Raw genomic sequence first — 16,568 nt, 5'->3', positions numbered from 1 at the left:
TTTTAGAGTAATAATTTTTTATTATTGCTCTTTTGAATACTGGTCTAGCTCTTTTTTTATATCCAGCATCTGCTGATCGAGCTTTTTGATCATTTCGGCAGATTGCTTTAGTTTCTCCGGAATCTCATCTGGAGCATCATTTTTATACTTATAATAAATCTTATGTTCAAGGCTGGCCCAAAAATCCATGGCAATTGTTCTAATCTGAATTTCAACCTTAGTCATCCGGGCCTGACTGCTTAAAAATATCGGCAGCTGAATTAATAGATGCAGGCTCCGGTAGCCATTTTCTTTCGGATTTTTAATATAATCTTTAACCTTTAAAATTTCGATATCATCCTGAGCTTTAATCATTTCCAAAATCTTATAGATATCATCTGTAAAAGAACAGATAATCCTGATTCCGGCTATATCATTAATTTTAGTTTTAGCATTTTCAAGATTAACCTCATAACCCTTGCGCTCCAGCTTTTCTATAATACTGTCAGGTTTTTTAACCCTGGTTTTAATATGTTCAATTGGGTTGTGATCATGAATTATTTTAAATTCATTATTTAAGATCTTCAGCTTAGTATTAACTTCTTCGATTGCTGATTCATGCATAAAAATCAGCTCCCGCCATTCTTTAAAGCCGTACTGATCTGCTATATTCATCAGCTGTTCTTTATTGATATTAGATTCCACTTAATCCACTCCTAAATTTAATTAAAAATCTTATTTTACCTTAGTTAAATTATAACAGTCAAAACTTAAAAACAGATTAAATTTTATTAACAACTTGAAGCTGTTAGAGATTATCCTTTTATTACTTTATTATAATATTTTAATCTCCTAAAAAATAAAAGCCCTCCTCAATAAGAGAAGAGCTGCTAACCAATATCAATTTTTAAAACTTATTTTCCCCCAATCAGGACTGCGATCAAAACCAGAATTTTGAGTTAGTCTTGTCTGATTTGAACCGTTACTATCCATGATATAAAGATCACCACTTCCCGTACGATCAGAAGAAAATACTATTCTATTATCTTCTGTCCAGCAGGGATCTAAATCATCACTCGGATTATTTGTTAATCTGAGCTGATTAGTACCGTCTGCATCCATGATAAATATCTCTTTATTTCCACTCACATTTTTCACAAAGGCTATTTTACTGCTGTCAGGTGACCAGGCTGGGTCAAAAGTTGCTTCTTCAGTTAATTTTGTTGATGATGCGTCATTTTCTGCATTTATGGTCCAGATTTGCCCACTATTGCTCGCATTAAAACCTTCAAAAGCTATTTTTTGTCCATTTAGTGACCAGGAGAGATCTTTTATATAACTGTTTCCAGAAAAAGACAAATATACATATAAATTTGAGCCGTCTTTATTAACTCTCCTTAAACTCCCTGAATCAGTATCAGCAAAGGCCAGTTTTTCACCATCCGGGGACCAGACCGGATAATTCCCTTCTGTTAAAATTATTGGATTTGAACCATCTGCATTCATCACTATAACCTGGTAGCTACCATTACGTTCAGAAACATAAGCAATCTGGCTGCCGTCAGGGGATAAACAGGGACTGGAATCTACATATTGATCATCAGTTAACTGAATAAATTTACTGGCAACATGGGTCATAACAGGCTTTGATTCTTTATTTAAAAGATAGGCATATATATCTACATTACCATTACGAGATGATTGAAATAAAATAACCTCTTCATATGTTTTTAACTGTGGTAATTGGTCTAATTCAATTTTTTTATCAATGGTAAATTTTTGTGCAAAAGATGTTGTTGATAATAAAAATAAAGAAGCCAGAATAAATAAAATCATAAAAACTGTTAACTTTTTCATTATAAACTCCCTTCTTAAAGCTGATTTAGTAAAAAGTTTTTCTCTTCTGAAAACAAAATTACTATTTTATATTTCCTTTAGCCTAATTTAATCTCCTTAAATCATCTCCTTGTATTACAATATGCCATATAATTCTATATATTTTGACTAATTCCTTCATTTTCTTAAAATTAACTAATTTTTTTACTTAATTTGTAAACTATTAATATAAAAAATGGACTGTGAATTAAACATCCAGTCCATCAGAAGTTGTTCTTTTTTATTTGTAAAAAATCATCTAATTTAAAAATAATTAAATTTGCTAGTTGATTTACTTTCTCTCAATCAATCTTATATTGAAAAACATAGTCATCCATATAAAAGCCGCTGCCGATATCTTTTTTCTGCTCACCTATTTTTTCAAAACCAAGTTTTTGGTAGGCCTTTATAGCATCATTATTTTTATTTACATTTAAGCTTATATAATCAAGATTCTCCTTTTTAGCGGCTTTTATTACAAAATCAAGCATTTTTCTGGATAAACCTTTGCCCCGGGCTTCTGCTTTAAGGTAAAATTTACTCAAATACATTTCCTCTTCCTTCGGATAAAATGCCAGAAAACCTAAATCTTCACCCTGATTATCCTGGACAAAATAATACTGATATCCCTCTGCTAACTGCTCAATTATTGACTCCGCCGACTGAAACTTTTCTATCATATAATCATTCTGCTCAGGACCAATAATCGGGTCAAAATGTTTTTTAACAATTCCCGCTGCTAATTTTGAAAGTCTTTTTATAGAACTCAAATCATTTTTTTCAACTTTTTTAAACTGCATAATAACCTCCATAAATTTATCCAAGCTATTTTGAAAAAATTTTTATTTCTGAGCTGCATTTTCTGCAATTTTAACTATTAATTCGGCAGCCCTCTTCATATTTTCCACCGTAATAAATTCAAACCTGCCGTGAAAGTTATAGCCTCCAGCAAATAAGTTGGGAGTTGGCAGTCCCATGTAGGAGAGTCTGGCTCCATCTGTTCCACCTCTGATAGGTTTAATATTCGGTGTTATTTCCAAGTCCTCCATTGATTTTTTAGCAAGCTCAATTATCTCAAAATGAGGCTCTACCTTTTCTTTCATATTGTAATAGCTGTCTTCTATCTTTACTTCAATTACATTCCCATATTTATTGTTTAAAAAATCCACAACCTGATGTATCAAGGCCTTCTTATTTTCAAACCCCTCTTGGGAAAAATCTCTAATAATATAACTTAAAGTAGTATAATCAACACTTCCCTCGATATCAGTTAAGTGATAAAAGCCCTCATAACCTTCTGTATGTTCAGGTGCTTCTGCAGTCGGCAGCATCGCATCTAATTCCATCGCTATTTTAATAGAATTGACCATAACGTTCTTAGCTGTACCTGGATGAACATTTTTACCTTGAATTTTTAAGTCAACAGAAGCAGCATTAAAGTTTTCATATTCCAGTTCTCCCAGTGGACCTCCATCCAGTGTATAGGCAAAATCAGCTCCAAAAGCCTCGACATCAAAGTGATCTGCTCCTCTGCCAATTTCTTCATCAGGTGTAAAGCCGACCTTAATTGTGCCGTGCTTGATCTCTGGATTTGAGATTAAATAATCGAGTGCAGTTAGAATTTCAGCTATCCCTGCTTTATCATCAGCACCCAGAAGGGTAGTTCCATCTGTGGTGATTAGAGTTTTACCTTTTAATTCTTTTAAGGCTGGAAACTCGGCTTCAGTCAGGCTGTACTGATCATTTAATTTAATCTCTCCACCCTGATAATCTACTAGCTGGGGATTAGTAACCTGACCATCCAAATCCGGACTGGTATCTAAGTGGGCTATAAAGCCAATAACTGGAACTCCTTCAGCTGTATTTGCAGGCAGCTCTGCATAAATATATCCCTTGTCATCCTGGACTACATTTTCTAATCCTAATTCATTCAATTCCTCCACCAAAATTCTGCCCAGCTCCAGCTGACCTTTAGTGCTCGGAACAGTTTCTGAATCAGAATCAGATCTTGTATCTACTGCTATATATCTTTTAAATCTTTCAATTATTTTATCCATCTTTTTCATCTCCTTATTTGATTTTTATTGCTTAATAAAATCTTCGTTAAAAAGCAGTGATTTCCCGCATTCAGCTCTATCTCTTATATTTTTTTAAATCAATAACCGCTCCACTAATGCTGCCTTTATCTGGCTATACATGATCTCAGTAAAAATATAAAGCCCTCCTCACTAAGAGAAGAGCTTTATTCAGGTATCAGCTTCTATTCTTCTTCAACATATTCAGCAGAATTAACTATCTGATCAATCTGATTTTCAAAGGCCTTAAGTTTTGGCGGCCACTGATTACAGCCGTAGTCATTCTTTATTTTCCTCTTTCTGCCGTCTTCCATTATAATCTCAGTTATACAGCCCGGAGAATCAGTAGTAATAATAGTAGCCATCTGTTCTTTTATTTTAAAATAATCATATTTTTCGATTAAATCATTTAACTTTTTTACTGCCTGAGCTTCAATCTGCCAGCTCTTAAAGCCCTCCATTTTTACAAAATATTTTCCTAAATAATTGACTTGACCGTTTGGATAAATCTCCAGCTTATAAACCGGACAGTGTCCAAAACAGGGGGTTCTGGCTAAAAATATTCTTCTAAACATTTTAAGCTCCTTTTTAATTTAGTCAAGCTCAACAATTTCTACCCGCCGATTCTTTGCTCTTCCATTTTCAGTCCGGTTGCTCATTACTGGTGCAGCTGGTCCAACCCCTGCAGAAATTAACTGATCTCCACTTATATTATATTGATTTACCAGCTTTTCGACAACAGCCTCGGCTCTGGCCTCAGATAAATTTAGATTCATCTCATAACTGCCTATATAATCTGTATGACCAACTACCAGATATTTCTTGCCGCTGTTTTCTAATAAGAAGTCAGCAATTACAGCCAGTGCTTCTTCAGATTCTGCCTTTATTCTCGCTTCTCCTGTATCAAATAAGATATCATAAACAGCAACTCGTCCCTCTGCTTCAATTCCACTTTCTAAATACTCCATTGTAACCATATCCATTTCCATAGCTTCTAACTCTACAATAACTATTTCAAAATAAGTATCCTCTTCCTGGCTGGCTGCCATGTGGCCCTTACCGGCTGCAACAATAATATAATTATCCACCTGATTAACTGTCGCCCTGGAAACCAGATATTCGCTCAATTTTTCAGGAAAATAGCTGTGAGTAAAGACATGAGTTGCCAGCCCTCTATCCTGTCTGACGGTACTGAAATATTCAGAAAAATAAATATCTCCTATTTTTATTGTCTGAGGATCTCTTGACTTAAAAAGAATCTTACCATTTATATTTTCAACAGCTGCCTCATAATTTCTAATAATCTCATAAGGAGATCTCCCCTCAGGTGCTTTTAACCATAATCTCCGAATATAGCCTTCAACTCTATCAACAGTATCTTCGCCCAAAATAACTGGAAGTTCTTCAAATCCAAATTGGTCATCATAAATGAGTTCACTACCTTCATATATTGGAAGAATAGCAAGTTCGTCCTCAGCCATTAAACCCATAGATACTGTCCCTAAGATTACAACAAGAATCAATACCATCAGCACCCACTTTTTAGTTTTCATTAGCTCATCTCCTCGTATAATAATGGTTTAAACTCTCTCCTCCAGCCAGTTTAAAATATCATTGATCACTGTTTCCTTTTCTTCTGAATTAAGTATCTCGTGGTAGAGTTCAGGATAAGTCTTTAGGCTCTTATCCTCAGCAGCAATTAAATCATAGAATTTTTTGGAACAGCTCGGATCAACTATCTTATCTCCCTCACCGTGTAGAATTAAAACCGGATACTCGTACTGTTTAAGATTATCAACCAACCAGGGTATTCCTTGATCTATAAAGACAACCTTCATTAGTTTTAAAGTAGTAAATTCAGAAACATAGGGGTCCTTTTCGTAGTCATCAACTACATAATCTGATCTGGAAACAAATTTACCCAGCTCATTGGGGAGCTTCATCTCTGGATTATCCTCCAGGCTCAGCTCTTCTAATTCTTTGAAGGCCTCAAGTTCATTGGTCGCTGCAGCACTTAAGATCTGACCATTCAGCTTATCGGGATATTTAACCCCATAGCCGGCTGCAATAAATCCGCCCATGCTGTGGCCGAGCATAAAGATTGGCAGTTCAGGATTTTCCTTTTTGACCAGCTCATAAACCGTGTCCGCATCATCTAAATAGGTATTAAAGTCTTCAATATAGGACTGGGCTCCATCGGATCTGCCGTGGCCGCGATTATCAAAGCGGTAAACTGAAAAGCCCTCTCCATTCAACCTGCCGGCAAAATAATCATATCTCCCCTGATGCTCATTTAAACCGTGAACAATGATTACTACAGCCTGAGGATCATCAACCAGATCCCGACGTAAAAATAGTTTCTGATCATCAAAGGTCTCAATAAATTCAGTGTTGTGCATTATAAAACCTCCCATTTTATTTTATTAAAAAAGCCTCAAATTATTATTCGGTTCCCTCTCCGTGAGCATAGCGGCTGGCTGCTGCGGAAGCAATACCTGCTACTAAATCATCTAAAAAAGTATTAACTTTCCCGTCCTTTTTGGTATCCAGCTCTTTTATTATTCCTGATTTTGCCTTATCAAGATAGCCGTAACTTGTCAGGCCGATTGTCCCGTAGAGGTTGACAATTGAAAGCGGCAGAATCTCATCAATTCCGTAAAGTCCTTCATCAGTATCGATAATACTCTGTATCGGCTCCGGCAGCTTTTTCTGTTCTGCCAGCTGATCAATGGCCACTCCGGTTAAAATAGCATGTGCCACCTCTCTCTTTTTTAAAACATGATCCACATTTTCTATGCATTCTTCCAGACTAATGTCCGGGCTATAAGGCTCCTGCAGTTTCTTTACCAGCTCTGCAATATCCTCAATAGTTACTCCTCTTTCATCTAAAACTTCAATTGATTTTTTATATAATTTTTCCATTGAATCTTTCATTACAGCACCCCTCATTAGTTAAAATATAAATAATTTTTAGTAAACAAAATTGACCACAAAAGTCTCTTTGTGCTGAAAAGCCTTTTCATTATTTTTAACATCACTATTATTAGTATTATACACTAAATTGATTTTTCCTTTAATAAAACTCCCCTGCAGAGCACAAGAGGCCACAGGGGACAAAAATTATTATATATTGTTAAACTTCAGCTAGATAATTTTATCTAAACATCTCTTTTAAATCTGAAAGCTCACCCTTTGCTTTAAATGAACCTTCTTCAGCCAGTACTTTAAGATAGTAAATAATCTGCTCCGAGTCTTTAAGTCCTGATTTAAAATCAAAGTCAACCCGCTCTAAAAACTTTTCTACAGCTTCCGGAGTCTACCCCATTATGTCAAAGCTTTCCTCAACTGATTTTTTAGGATCATCATTAATTTCTTTAATTGCCTTTTCAATTTCTCTCATAAAGAGCTCTACTATCGCTGGGTGCTGATCAGCAAATTCTCCTTTAAATACCAGCCCGGCATTTGGCAGTTTCCCAGCATCTGGATGAATTTCCTGCCAGAGATCCTTATAGGCTATAGAAACTACAGCATCTTCGGCTTCGTTGAGGGCAAAACTTGCCTCCGGCTCTCTCAGGAGCACAGTATCAATTTTCCCCCGCACAAAGTCAGCCTTCAATTCCTCCGGCCGGCCGAAAGGCTGTCCAAAGGCAAAATCAAAATCATCAGGATTATATCCCTTTTTCTTCATTAAATATTTAGTAACTCCAAAAGGAGGAGTTCCCTTAGCCAGCGGTACATGGATGGTGTGTCCCTTTAAATCCCCAAAAGTCTCAGTCTGATAGCCTCTGGTTAGAAGATAAAAGTTGTCCCAGACATTGACCGACTTCATTTTCAAATCGATGCCGTTGAGGTACAATTTGGCTGCTGCTACAACTGCTGAAAAAGTAATATCTGCCTTCCCGTTCATCAGCCAGCTCATGTGTTTTTCAGCCTTATCCCACATTTTTAATTCCTTAATTTCAATTTTATCCATCAGATCTTTTGATTTCAAAAGCTTCATGATGATTGGATAGACAACTGGAGTTGCAGACTGAATTACTACCGGCACCTTATCTCCTGCCTGATGCTCTTCCGCCTGAGGAGGTAATAAGCTGCAGACATTACTACAGAAACAAGGATAAATGTGAATAAATAGCCAAAAAAGTCAATAAATATTCCTCCCATTAAAGGCAGCAGGACAACTAAAAAGTTTAAAGTTCCCCTGATTCCCAAATAGACTGTTCTTCTGTCATCTGGTGCAATTTCTAAGAGATATGGCTCAAACCCAACCTTGCGGCCGCTGATTAAAAATCCAATTAAAAAGAAAATCATTGAATAAGTTTCAGGTCCAAAATTGCTGAGCAGCAGAGCAATAATAGGGATTACAGCTCCTCCCAAAATACAGATTCGGACTACCGCCTGCGAATTTAATTTGTCAGAGATGTAGCCCCAGAGCAGATTGGAAACTATAGTCCCTGCAATCTGGAATAAAAGATATCTGCCGATGTAATCAGTTCCAATACCAAAGCTGTCCTGAGCATAAACTATATAAAAAGGCAGCAGCATCAGGCTGAAGCTCGCCATATTTTCGATGATAATAAAAGAGGCAAAATCCTTATCCTTTTTTAAAATAGCGGGCACCTTTTTAATGTATTCCTTAAGTGACAGTAGATCCTCATCTTTATTGACAGATGGAGGCTCCTTGATCATCCAAAAAGCAAAAGCTGCAATTAATAAGCCGACAAAACCAATAAATAAGGTTATAGAATAGTTTAGAGGAAAGCCAAATTTATCACCTGAAAATATGTTCTGGACTACCATTCCTCCCATAAAAGCTGCCAGGCTGGCGGCAAATTGTTTGCTGGCATAGAGTTTACCTCTCTCCTCTCTACCAACGGTTTTGGCAATAATATCTCCATAGGATATGCTGGCAAAACCACCGCTGATTGAAAAAACAAGCACCCAGAAAAAGAAAGAAATAATAACTATATTAGGTGAACTGCTGCCGAAATAATAGGTAAAAGCAGCCATTCCCAAAAATGAAAAAGCCCTCAGGTAAATTCCAATCAGCAGAAATTTCTTGCGGTAATCATAGGCATTCATATAATGGCTGAAAATAATATTAAAAATTCGAGGTGCACCAAGCATAATTGAATATAAAAGGCCAAAAATTATTTTAGAGTCAATTAGAGTTGAAACCAGGGAAGGAAAAACTGTATTAAAATCTATCATCGACATCGTCAGGGTTAAAAAGAAACCATGCCAGATAAAGATTAGATATGATTTTTTTAACGATTTATTCATCAGCAAAACTCCTCATTCTATTTTTAATCATTCGTTCAAAATAATATCAGGAGTTTTATCTTAATTCAGTTAATTACTAAACATTTAACAAATAATTTTTAAAAAGAAATGCCCCAGCATTTTTAAAAAAAGGCTGAGGTATTTTTACTGAATTAAATTAAAGTTAATTAATCATCATCACGCTCATTATCTTCGTTGTCGTCATCATTATCATCATCATTATTATCGTCTTTGTCATCCTGATCATCTATATTATCATCATCTTTGTTATCTTGATCATCTATATTATCATCATCTTTGTTATCTTGATCATGCATTTCATCGTCATCATCATCTCTATTGTCATCATGCATCTCATCTTTGTCATCATCTCTATCGTTGTCATCATCTCTGTCGTTATCATTATCTTTGTCATCATTATCTTTGTCATCATTATCATCATAGAGATCATTTAAATTTTCAAATTCATTATCCAGCTGATCATAAGTAACACTGGAGTCTAATATCTGAGTAATTTCATTAAGATTAACTCCCTCCTCATAGTGAAGTTTAATTATTTTATCAAATAACTCATCTTTTTCCTGCGGGTTAAGATTCTGGTTATCCGAAATCTTCTGGATAATTTGATCAAAGTTAGAATTTTCCTGAGCACCTACCAGTGATGCCGGCATTAAAGCAGTCAAAATCAGCAGTGAAGCTAATAGAATAGAAATATTTCTCTTCATAATATTTATACCTCCTCATGATATTTGTTTAAGTATAATATAAGCTCCTTATTGATTAATAGTAATTATCTAACATTCATCTGTTTCCTCATCTCAATTTATGTTATAATAAATTAAGAGTTAATTTAAGACTTAAATTATATTCTCGAGGGGGAAATTTAATGAATAATCTGGATCACCGACAACAAAAATTAAAAGTTAAAATTTTAGACGGACAGGAAAAATCTCTTAAAAATGAAGCAGTAGAAATTTCACAGACAGACCATCAATTTCTTTTTGGCTGTAATGGTTTTGAATTTGTACCCTATGCTAATAATCAGCTTGATTCTGAAGCAGAAGCGAATACTGAAAAATACATAGAAAAGTTTTTGGATATATTTAATTTCACCACTCTTCCTTTTTACTGGGGCCAGTTTGAACCCGAAAGAGGAAAACCGAGAACCCGAGAGCTAAAAAATGCAGCCCAATTTTGTCAGGATAATAACTTAACTGTTAAAGGTCATCCGTTAAGCTGGCATACCCTTGCACCTGACTGGCTTTTAGACTTAAGCAATCAGGAAATCTGGGAAGCACAGCTTAAGCGTCTAAAAAGAGATATCAATGACTTTAAAGATCTGGTTGATATGTGGGATGTGATCAATGAAGTTGTAATCATGCCCAATTTTGATAAATATGATAATGGTTTAACTCGAGTTGCTCAGGCTAAAGGGCGGATTAATGTAATCAAAGAATTATTCGCTGCCGCTCAGAAGGAAGCTCCAAAAGCTACTTTTATCCTCAATGATTTTAACACTACAGCTGCTTATGAAATTTTGATTGAAGGCTGTCTGGAAGCAGGAGTTGAAATTGATAATATTGGTATCCAGTCCCACATGCATCAGGGATACTGGGGGCTTGAAAAAACTCAGTCTGTGTTAGAAAGGTTCAGCCGTTTTGGGATTCCAATCCAGTTCAGTGAGGTTACAATGGTTTCAGGTGAACTGATGCCTGCTCATTATGTTGATTTAAATGATTATCAGGTTGAAAACTGGCCTTCTACTCCAGCTGGAGAAAAAAGACAGGCAGAAAATGTGGTGGAGTTTTATAAGACATTATATTCTCATCCGCTGGTAAAAGGTATTACCTGGTGGGATTTAATTGATGGTCAGTGGTTAAATGCACCTTCCGGTTTGCTGAGAGAAGATTATTCGGCAAAACCGGCCTTTAATGAGCTCAAAAAATTAATTAAAGATAAATGGTGGACCGAAAACAAAAATCTAAAAACTGATGCTGCCGGCGAAATTGAATTTGAAGGTACTCTGGGAGAATATACTTTAAAAACAAAAAATAAAGAAGCTAGTTTTAACTTAGAAAAAGATCAAGCAAAAATTATTTTAAACTTAAGTTAATTTATCCTGGATAATTGAATTAATCAACTGTTTTAACTAAAGATGATAAAGCAAACCCTTCTCACTGTAATTTTGAGAAGGGTTTTAACTTATAAAAAATATTTTTAATTCATTATTTTATTTTTCTGATCCAGCCTTCTGGAGCATCAATAACTCCCAGCTGCATCTGAGTCAGAGTCTCATATAATTTTTTAATTGTTGGGCCCATATCATCCATTCCACTGGGAAAAACAATCTCTTCCTCTCCCTTAACTATCTTACCCACAGGAGAAATTACGGCTGCTGTACCACAGAGACCTGCCTCTGCAAAGTTTTTTACTTCCTCCAGTTTTACCGGTCTTTCGGTAACTTTTAAACCAAGATGATTTTCAGCCAGATAGAGAATAGATCTTTTAGTTATTGAAGGTAAAATTGAGCTTGATTTTGGTGTCACCAGCTCATTATCTTCGGTAATGAAAATAATATTGGCTCCTCCACTTTCTTCAACATAGGTTCTGGTTGCAGCATCTAAAAATAGATTTTCATCATATCCCTCCTGGTGAGCTTCTACAGTAGTATTTAAACTCATTGCATAATTTAGCCCGGTTTTAAGATGGCCTGTACCGCGAGGAGCTGCTCGATCATATTTACTGACTCTAAGAGTAAGAGGATTTACCCCGCCTTTAAAATAAGGTCCAACTGGAGTTGCATAAAGTCTAAACTGAAACTCTTCTGCCGGTTTAATAGCAATCACATCTTTAGATCCAAAAATAAATGGCCGCAGATAAAGGGAAGCTCCTGTTCCATAGGGTGGCACCCAGTCCAGATTTGCTTCAACTACCTGATCAACTGCTTCCAAAAATCTTTCTTTAGGAAAGGGCGGCATCTGTAATCCCGCTGCTGAATCCAACATCCGCTCTGCATTTAAATCCGGTCTAAAGGTTACTACACTGCCATCTTTAGTGGTATAAGCCTTTAAGCCTTCAAATACCTGCTGACAGTACTGTAAGACAGCTGCACTCTCATTGATCACTACATTGGGATCCGAAATTAGTTTTCCCTTACCCCACTCACCATTTGTATAATTTGCTATGTACCTCTTCTCTGTCTCATAATATTCAAAACCAAGGTTTTCCCAGTCCAAGTTTTTCTTGCTCATTTTTAGCTCCTCCCTACTAAATATATTATCCTAATCATAACATTTTTAAATATAATTTAAAAGCCCTCCTCAAAAAGAGAAGGGCCGATAAAATAGAAAATTACTTATTCTTATTTAATTTGCAGGATTAAGATATTTTAGATATTCCATATCTTCGGAAAGAATGATAGTCGTTTTTTCTTTGAGAGAGTTCTTATAGGACTGCAGACTGCGCCAGAATTTATAAAATTCCGTATCCTGACTGTAGACATCACTATAAACCTGCAGTGCTTTAGCATCACCCTGCCCCCTGAGTTCCTGAGCTTTCTTTTCTGCCAGAGCACCGATTATTTCAGCTTCTTTATCAGCCTCAGCTTTAATAATTTCAGCTTCTCTTTGACCCTGAGCTCTTATTTGTTTAGCTCTCTGTTTTCTTTCTGAAGACATTCTTTCGTAAACAGCTTCTTCGTTAGCTTCAGGTAAATCAGCTCTTTTAATTTTGACATCTATTAAATGAATTCCATAATCTTTTAACTGTTTCCTGCTCTTTTCAGTTATTGAGTTGAGATAACCAATTCTTTTTTCGGAAACTATATTATTAAAAGTCTCTGAAGCCAGTTTGTTGCGGAGATTGGAATAAACAATATCATCAATCCTGGTTTGAGCAAGTGTACGCTGTCCACTCATAGACTGGACAAATTCCAGTGGGTCATCAATCTTCCAGAGTGCATAGTTATTAACCAGCAGATGTTTTTTATCAGAGGTAATCAGTTTTCGTGGTTCAATATCATAAGATAAAATTCTATCTTCAAGATAGATAATATTTTGCACAAAGGGCATCTTAAAATGCAGCCCTGGCTCTTTAGAAATCTTTACTACCTCACCAAATTGTTTAACAACTGCCGTTTTCGTTTCATCAACAGTAAAAGTAAATAAGTTATAAGCCAGCACGATAACTAAAATTATCATTAAAAATGTTAGTAATTTTTTCATTTACTCTCACCTCCGGCATTTCGCAATTTATTTAAATCAAGTAATTTTAAAACAGAATTGCCTTCTTCATTTTTAGGAAGTATAATTTTTTCTGTATTTGGTAAAATCTCTTCCATTGCTTCAATATAAAGCCTTGTTCTGGTAACATCTTTACTACCCATTTTATACTCAGTTAAAACATTTTTAAACTTAGCCACATCACCTTCGGCACGAGCAACTTTTTCCTGTTTATATGCTTCTGCTTTATTTACTACATGAGAAGCTTTTCCCTCTGCCTGAGGTATAACTTCATTGGCATAGGCTGTAGCCTGATTAATATAATTTTCCTTATTTTCTTTAGCACTATTTACATCATCAAAAGCTGCAGTCACCGGTTGAGGGGGATTAGCATCCTGCAATTTTACATTTTCCACCATCATTCCTGTATCATAGCTGTTTACAAGCTTTTGCAGACCAGTGTGAACACTCTGTGCTATCTCCCCTCTAGAAGTTGTTATTATATCTTCAAAATTAGTTTTAGCTACCTCTTCTCTCATTACTGCCTCAGCCATTTCCTTTAATAAAGTCCTCGCATTGATGACATTAAAGGCATAGTTTTCAGCATTTTGTATTTTATACTGTACTGCAAATTCGATATGTACAATATTATTATCAGCTGTCAGCATCAGTGCCTCTTCTTTATTGGATCTGTATTTGGGATTTGGGGGAGGTGATATTGTTTCATATCCCACTTCTATTTTCCGGACCGATTTTACATCAACTGGAATTACCGTTTCCACTGGAGCAGGAATATGATAATGGAGCCCTGGTCCTACTGTCCTCACATGTTTACCAAACCTTTTAACCAGACCGACTTCTGGTTCATCAATTGTGTGTAATCCCTGAGCAGCCCAGAGAGTGATAACTGCAATTACAATTATCCAGATATTGATTCCCCCCAGATATTTCTGCATAAATGCTTTAATATCATTTAGCTGCTCTTTTAAATCGTTTTTATCTGAGTTTTTGTTAAAATTATCATTGTTATTTAGATCTTCATTCATTTCTAAATCTGCCTCCTTACTTCTAACACTATTTTTGGACTTTTTAACAAATGCTAATTAAGTATATAACATCCTGGGCAATAATTAAAACTTAATTTTCCATATTGAAGACTTAAGGTTAAATATGCATAAAAAAACAGCCCCCTTTTAGAGGCTGTTCTATATTTAAAAAGCAATTATTAATCATCAGCTCAATATTTTATCTTTTTTAAGTTCTGATATTTCTTATTCACTATTCTACAAAAGAACCCCTCAGTTTAATCTCCTGATTATGGGCTTTAGCTCTTAAGAAAATTAGACGGCTGTCTTTTTTTAGAGTCAGAGAAATATTTTCTCCAGCCTCTACAAGCAATCCTTCTCCCGCCTCTAAACCGTATTCTCCCTCTATCTTACCTTTAATTAAGTAGATTACTGAAACCTCACCAGAGTCTAGATTATGATGAAAACTCGTATCATTTTTCGCTTTAATATCTAAATATGTGATTTTGGTATTTAAAATCAATTCAGAATTATCATCTGCAATTTCTCTAATAATTAAATTATCATTTTCTTTTTCATTAATTTTATCAGCTTCGATAAACTGATAACTTGGTTCTGATTTTTTCTTGTTCTGCGGCAGGTTTACCCAGAGCTGAATACCTCTGCTTAACCCTTCTTTTCCAGGTTTTTCGGAATGAGTAATTCCTTTACCTGCATTAAAGGCCTGGATTCCACCCGGACCAACAGTTGCTTTATTGTCCAGATTATCCTCATGGGTAAAATGGCCTTCCAGCATATAGGTTATTGCTTCAAAACCGCGGTGTTCATGGGGGGCAAATTCATTTGGAGGCTCCACAAAAAATTCATCAAGCAGGACAAAGGGATCATGAAAACCATTGTGATTTCTATTTGGAAAAAGTCTTTTTACTTCCGCTCCTGAACCTTCAGCTTTTTTTACCGCTGAAACTTTTTTTGCATTCATTAATTTTCCTCCTTCTTACAACCTATTTTTGACCATTTTTTTAAATAGTCTATTAGTATCTTCTTTAGTACATAATTCAGTTCCTGGGGTCATTACTGCTGCAGAACCAGCTGCCAGCCCATAGTGAAAAGAGTTTTTTAGACTATCTCCTCTGGCCAGACTCAATACTAATCCTGCTACCATACTATCTCCTGCTCCTACCTTACTTTTAATGGGAACAGTCGGAGGTCGCATAAATTCTGCTTTCTGATCTGTAACCAGCAGAGCTCCACCGGCTCCAATTGAAATTACAATCGCCTGGCATGACTTATTCTCAACCAGTTTTAGAGCTTCCTCTTTTATTTCCTCTTCATTTTTTAGTTCTCTCCCAACAAAATCCTGAAATTCACCCAGATTTGGTTTAATTAAAAAGACCCCTTCTTTGATCACTGATTTTAAAGGAGGTCCCGATACATCGACTATTACTTTCGCCTTTTTCTTTTTAGCTAGCTCTGCCATTTCTGCATAAATATCATCACTTACACCCTCAGGAATACTGCCGCTAATAACCAGATAATCAGGAAAAGGTTCTAATCCATTCAACACCTTAAATATTTTTTTATATTCCTGATCATTGATCTCAGGACCTGGCATCCCAAACCTATACTGCAGACTTGATGTCTTTTCAGTAATAATTAGATTTTCTCTGGTTTCTGCTTTAATTTCTATCGCTTTTTTATTAAGATCTTCTTCTGCCAGCAGTTTATCCAGTTTTTTACCGGTAAAACCACCAGAAGTATAGAGTAATAAGGAGCTTCCTCCGAGTTTTTTGATAGCTCTGGAAACATTAATTCCGCCACCACCTGGTTCAAAAATTGGTTTATCACAGTAAAGTTTATCTTCTGCCTTAACATGATCAACACTCGAATTTTTATCAATAGTCGGATTTAAAGTAAAGGTAACTATATTTTTCATATTTTCTCCTTTCTCTAATAGCAATTTAAGAACAATGTCTATAAATATTATTCTTTAAATATTAAATTCTTCCTTTAATTATTTGGCTCTTCGCTATTTAGTGTGGGTAACCCAAATGGCACATATTAACATTAATGGTAATTCAAAATTTAAAATTAACATCAATATAACTTGA

At 35.5% G+C, this 16,568-nt stretch carries 17 protein-coding genes; 1 reads left to right on the top strand and 16 read right to left on the bottom strand.

All coding sequences use genetic code 11. The features are described from left to right. Positions 1 to 21: 21 nt before the first annotated feature. From DFR79_RS06700 to DFR79_RS06650, 11 genes are all read right to left on the bottom strand, one after another. Positions 22 to 684 carry a GTP pyrophosphokinase gene (locus DFR79_RS06700; RefSeq protein ID WP_243727728.1) on the bottom strand — a complete coding sequence of 221 codons (663 nt, stop codon included), beginning with the start codon at positions 682 to 684 and terminating at the stop codon, positions 22 to 24. Positions 685 to 879: 195 nt separating this feature from the next. After that, complete coding sequence (locus DFR79_RS06695; RefSeq protein WP_133514731.1) at positions 880 to 1,836, bottom strand: PD40 domain-containing protein; 957 nt, start codon at positions 1,834 to 1,836, stop codon at positions 880 to 882. A 320-nt stretch (positions 1,837 to 2,156) separates the two neighbouring features. Further along, positions 2,157 to 2,654, bottom strand: a complete 498-nt coding sequence (locus DFR79_RS06690) for a GNAT family N-acetyltransferase (protein WP_133514730.1) — start codon at positions 2,652 to 2,654, stop codon at positions 2,157 to 2,159. Positions 2,655 to 2,696: 42 nt separating this feature from the next. Then, positions 2,697 to 3,911: a peptidase T gene (pepT, locus tag DFR79_RS06685; RefSeq protein WP_133514729.1), complete on the bottom strand. Its 1,215-nt coding sequence runs from the start codon at positions 3,909 to 3,911 to the stop codon at positions 2,697 to 2,699. A 203-nt stretch (positions 3,912 to 4,114) separates the two neighbouring features. Then, entirely contained in the window at positions 4,115 to 4,504 is a 390-nt protein-coding gene (locus DFR79_RS06680; protein ID WP_133514728.1) for a DUF6438 domain-containing protein, read from the bottom strand. An 18-nt stretch (positions 4,505 to 4,522) separates the two neighbouring features. After that, positions 4,523 to 5,482: an OmpA family protein gene (locus tag DFR79_RS06675; RefSeq protein WP_133514727.1), complete on the bottom strand. Its 960-nt coding sequence runs from the start codon at positions 5,480 to 5,482 to the stop codon at positions 4,523 to 4,525. A gap of 27 nt (positions 5,483 to 5,509) precedes the next feature. Beyond that, on the bottom strand, positions 5,510 to 6,328 hold the full coding sequence (locus DFR79_RS06670; protein WP_133514726.1) for an alpha/beta hydrolase: 819 nt from the start codon (positions 6,326 to 6,328) through the stop codon (positions 5,510 to 5,512). 43 nt (positions 6,329 to 6,371) lie between these two features. Further along, positions 6,372 to 6,863 carry a phosphatidylglycerophosphatase A family protein gene (locus DFR79_RS06665; protein WP_166637995.1) on the bottom strand — a complete coding sequence of 164 codons (492 nt, stop codon included), beginning with the start codon at positions 6,861 to 6,863 and terminating at the stop codon, positions 6,372 to 6,374. A gap of 382 nt (positions 6,864 to 7,245) precedes the next feature. Further along, entirely contained in the window at positions 7,246 to 7,977 is a 732-nt protein-coding gene (locus DFR79_RS06660; protein WP_133514725.1) for an ABC transporter substrate-binding protein, read from the bottom strand. Continuing rightward, positions 7,968 to 9,212: an MFS transporter gene (locus DFR79_RS06655; protein WP_133514724.1), complete on the bottom strand. Its 1,245-nt coding sequence runs from the start codon at positions 9,210 to 9,212 to the stop codon at positions 7,968 to 7,970. Before DFR79_RS06655 ends, DFR79_RS06660 begins: the two co-directional genes overlap by 10 nt. 167 nt (positions 9,213 to 9,379) lie before the next feature. Further along, entirely contained in the window at positions 9,380 to 9,937 is a 558-nt protein-coding gene (locus tag DFR79_RS06650) for a hypothetical protein (RefSeq protein ID WP_133514723.1), read from the bottom strand. Between the two features lie 161 nt (positions 9,938 to 10,098). On the opposite strand from DFR79_RS06650, the gene DFR79_RS06645 reads away from it, so the two are divergent. Continuing rightward, the gene (locus DFR79_RS06645; protein ID WP_133514722.1) at positions 10,099 to 11,325 is read left to right on the top strand and encodes an endo-1,4-beta-xylanase; all 1,227 of its coding nucleotides are present in this window, start codon (positions 10,099 to 10,101) and stop codon (positions 11,323 to 11,325) included. Positions 11,326 to 11,437: 112 nt separating this feature from the next. On the opposite strand, the gene DFR79_RS06640 is transcribed toward DFR79_RS06645, so the two are convergent. From DFR79_RS06640 to DFR79_RS06620, 5 genes are all read right to left on the bottom strand, one after another. Next, on the bottom strand, positions 11,438 to 12,487 hold the full coding sequence (locus DFR79_RS06640) for a branched-chain amino acid aminotransferase (protein ID WP_347814029.1): 1,050 nt from the start codon (positions 12,485 to 12,487) through the stop codon (positions 11,438 to 11,440). Between the two features lie 90 nt (positions 12,488 to 12,577). Beyond that, positions 12,578 to 13,435, bottom strand: a complete 858-nt coding sequence (gene hflC, locus DFR79_RS06635; protein ID WP_133514720.1) for a protease modulator HflC — start codon at positions 13,433 to 13,435, stop codon at positions 12,578 to 12,580. Then, complete coding sequence (gene hflK, locus DFR79_RS06630) at positions 13,432 to 14,478, bottom strand: FtsH protease activity modulator HflK (protein ID WP_133514719.1); 1,047 nt, start codon at positions 14,476 to 14,478, stop codon at positions 13,432 to 13,434. The genes hflC and hflK overlap by 4 nt, the downstream gene beginning before the upstream one ends. Positions 14,479 to 14,710: 232 nt before the next feature. Further along, complete coding sequence (locus DFR79_RS06625) at positions 14,711 to 15,439, bottom strand: pirin family protein (RefSeq protein ID WP_133514718.1); 729 nt, start codon at positions 15,437 to 15,439, stop codon at positions 14,711 to 14,713. 15 nt (positions 15,440 to 15,454) lie between these two features. After that, positions 15,455 to 16,393 carry a 1-phosphofructokinase family hexose kinase gene (locus tag DFR79_RS06620; RefSeq protein ID WP_133514717.1) on the bottom strand — a complete coding sequence of 313 codons (939 nt, stop codon included), beginning with the start codon at positions 16,391 to 16,393 and terminating at the stop codon, positions 15,455 to 15,457. Positions 16,394 to 16,568: the final 175 nt, after the last annotated feature.

Source organism: Halanaerobium saccharolyticum (genome assembly GCF_004362045.1).
Taxonomy (GTDB): Bacteria; Bacillota; Halanaerobiia; order Halanaerobiales; family Halanaerobiaceae; genus Halanaerobium; species Halanaerobium saccharolyticum_C.
Note: the sequence above shows the minus strand (reverse complement) of the source record. Positions and strands in the feature narration are given on the sequence as shown.

Coding starts and splice junctions, on each gene's coding strand:
- DFR79_RS06665 (WP_166637995.1), bottom strand. CDS start 6,863: ATGAAAGATTCAATGGAAAAATTATATAAAAAATCAATTGAAGTTTTA.
- DFR79_RS06625 (WP_133514718.1), bottom strand. CDS start 15,439: ATGAATGCAAAAAAAGTTTCAGCGGTAAAAAAAGCTGAAGGTTCAGGA.
- DFR79_RS06675 (WP_133514727.1), bottom strand. CDS start 5,482: ATGAAAACTAAAAAGTGGGTGCTGATGGTATTGATTCTTGTTGTAATC.
- DFR79_RS06620 (WP_133514717.1), bottom strand. CDS start 16,393: ATGAAAAATATAGTTACCTTTACTTTAAATCCGACTATTGATAAAAAT.
- DFR79_RS06695 (WP_133514731.1), bottom strand. CDS start 1,836: ATGAAAAAGTTAACAGTTTTTATGATTTTATTTATTCTGGCTTCTTTA.
- pepT (WP_133514729.1), bottom strand. CDS start 3,911: ATGGATAAAATAATTGAAAGATTTAAAAGATATATAGCAGTAGATACA.
- DFR79_RS06650 (WP_133514723.1), bottom strand. CDS start 9,937: ATGAAGAGAAATATTTCTATTCTATTAGCTTCACTGCTGATTTTGACT.
- hflK (WP_133514719.1), bottom strand. CDS start 14,478: ATGAATGAAGATCTAAATAACAATGATAATTTTAACAAAAACTCAGAT.
- hflC (WP_133514720.1), bottom strand. CDS start 13,435: ATGAAAAAATTACTAACATTTTTAATGATAATTTTAGTTATCGTGCTG.
- DFR79_RS06655 (WP_133514724.1), bottom strand. CDS start 9,212: ATGAATAAATCGTTAAAAAAATCATATCTAATCTTTATCTGGCATGGT.
- DFR79_RS06690 (WP_133514730.1), bottom strand. CDS start 2,654: ATGCAGTTTAAAAAAGTTGAAAAAAATGATTTGAGTTCTATAAAAAGA.
- DFR79_RS06645 (WP_133514722.1), top strand. CDS start 10,099: ATGAATAATCTGGATCACCGACAACAAAAATTAAAAGTTAAAATTTTA.
- DFR79_RS06670 (WP_133514726.1), bottom strand. CDS start 6,328: ATGCACAACACTGAATTTATTGAGACCTTTGATGATCAGAAACTATTT.
- DFR79_RS06680 (WP_133514728.1), bottom strand. CDS start 4,504: ATGTTTAGAAGAATATTTTTAGCCAGAACCCCCTGTTTTGGACACTGT.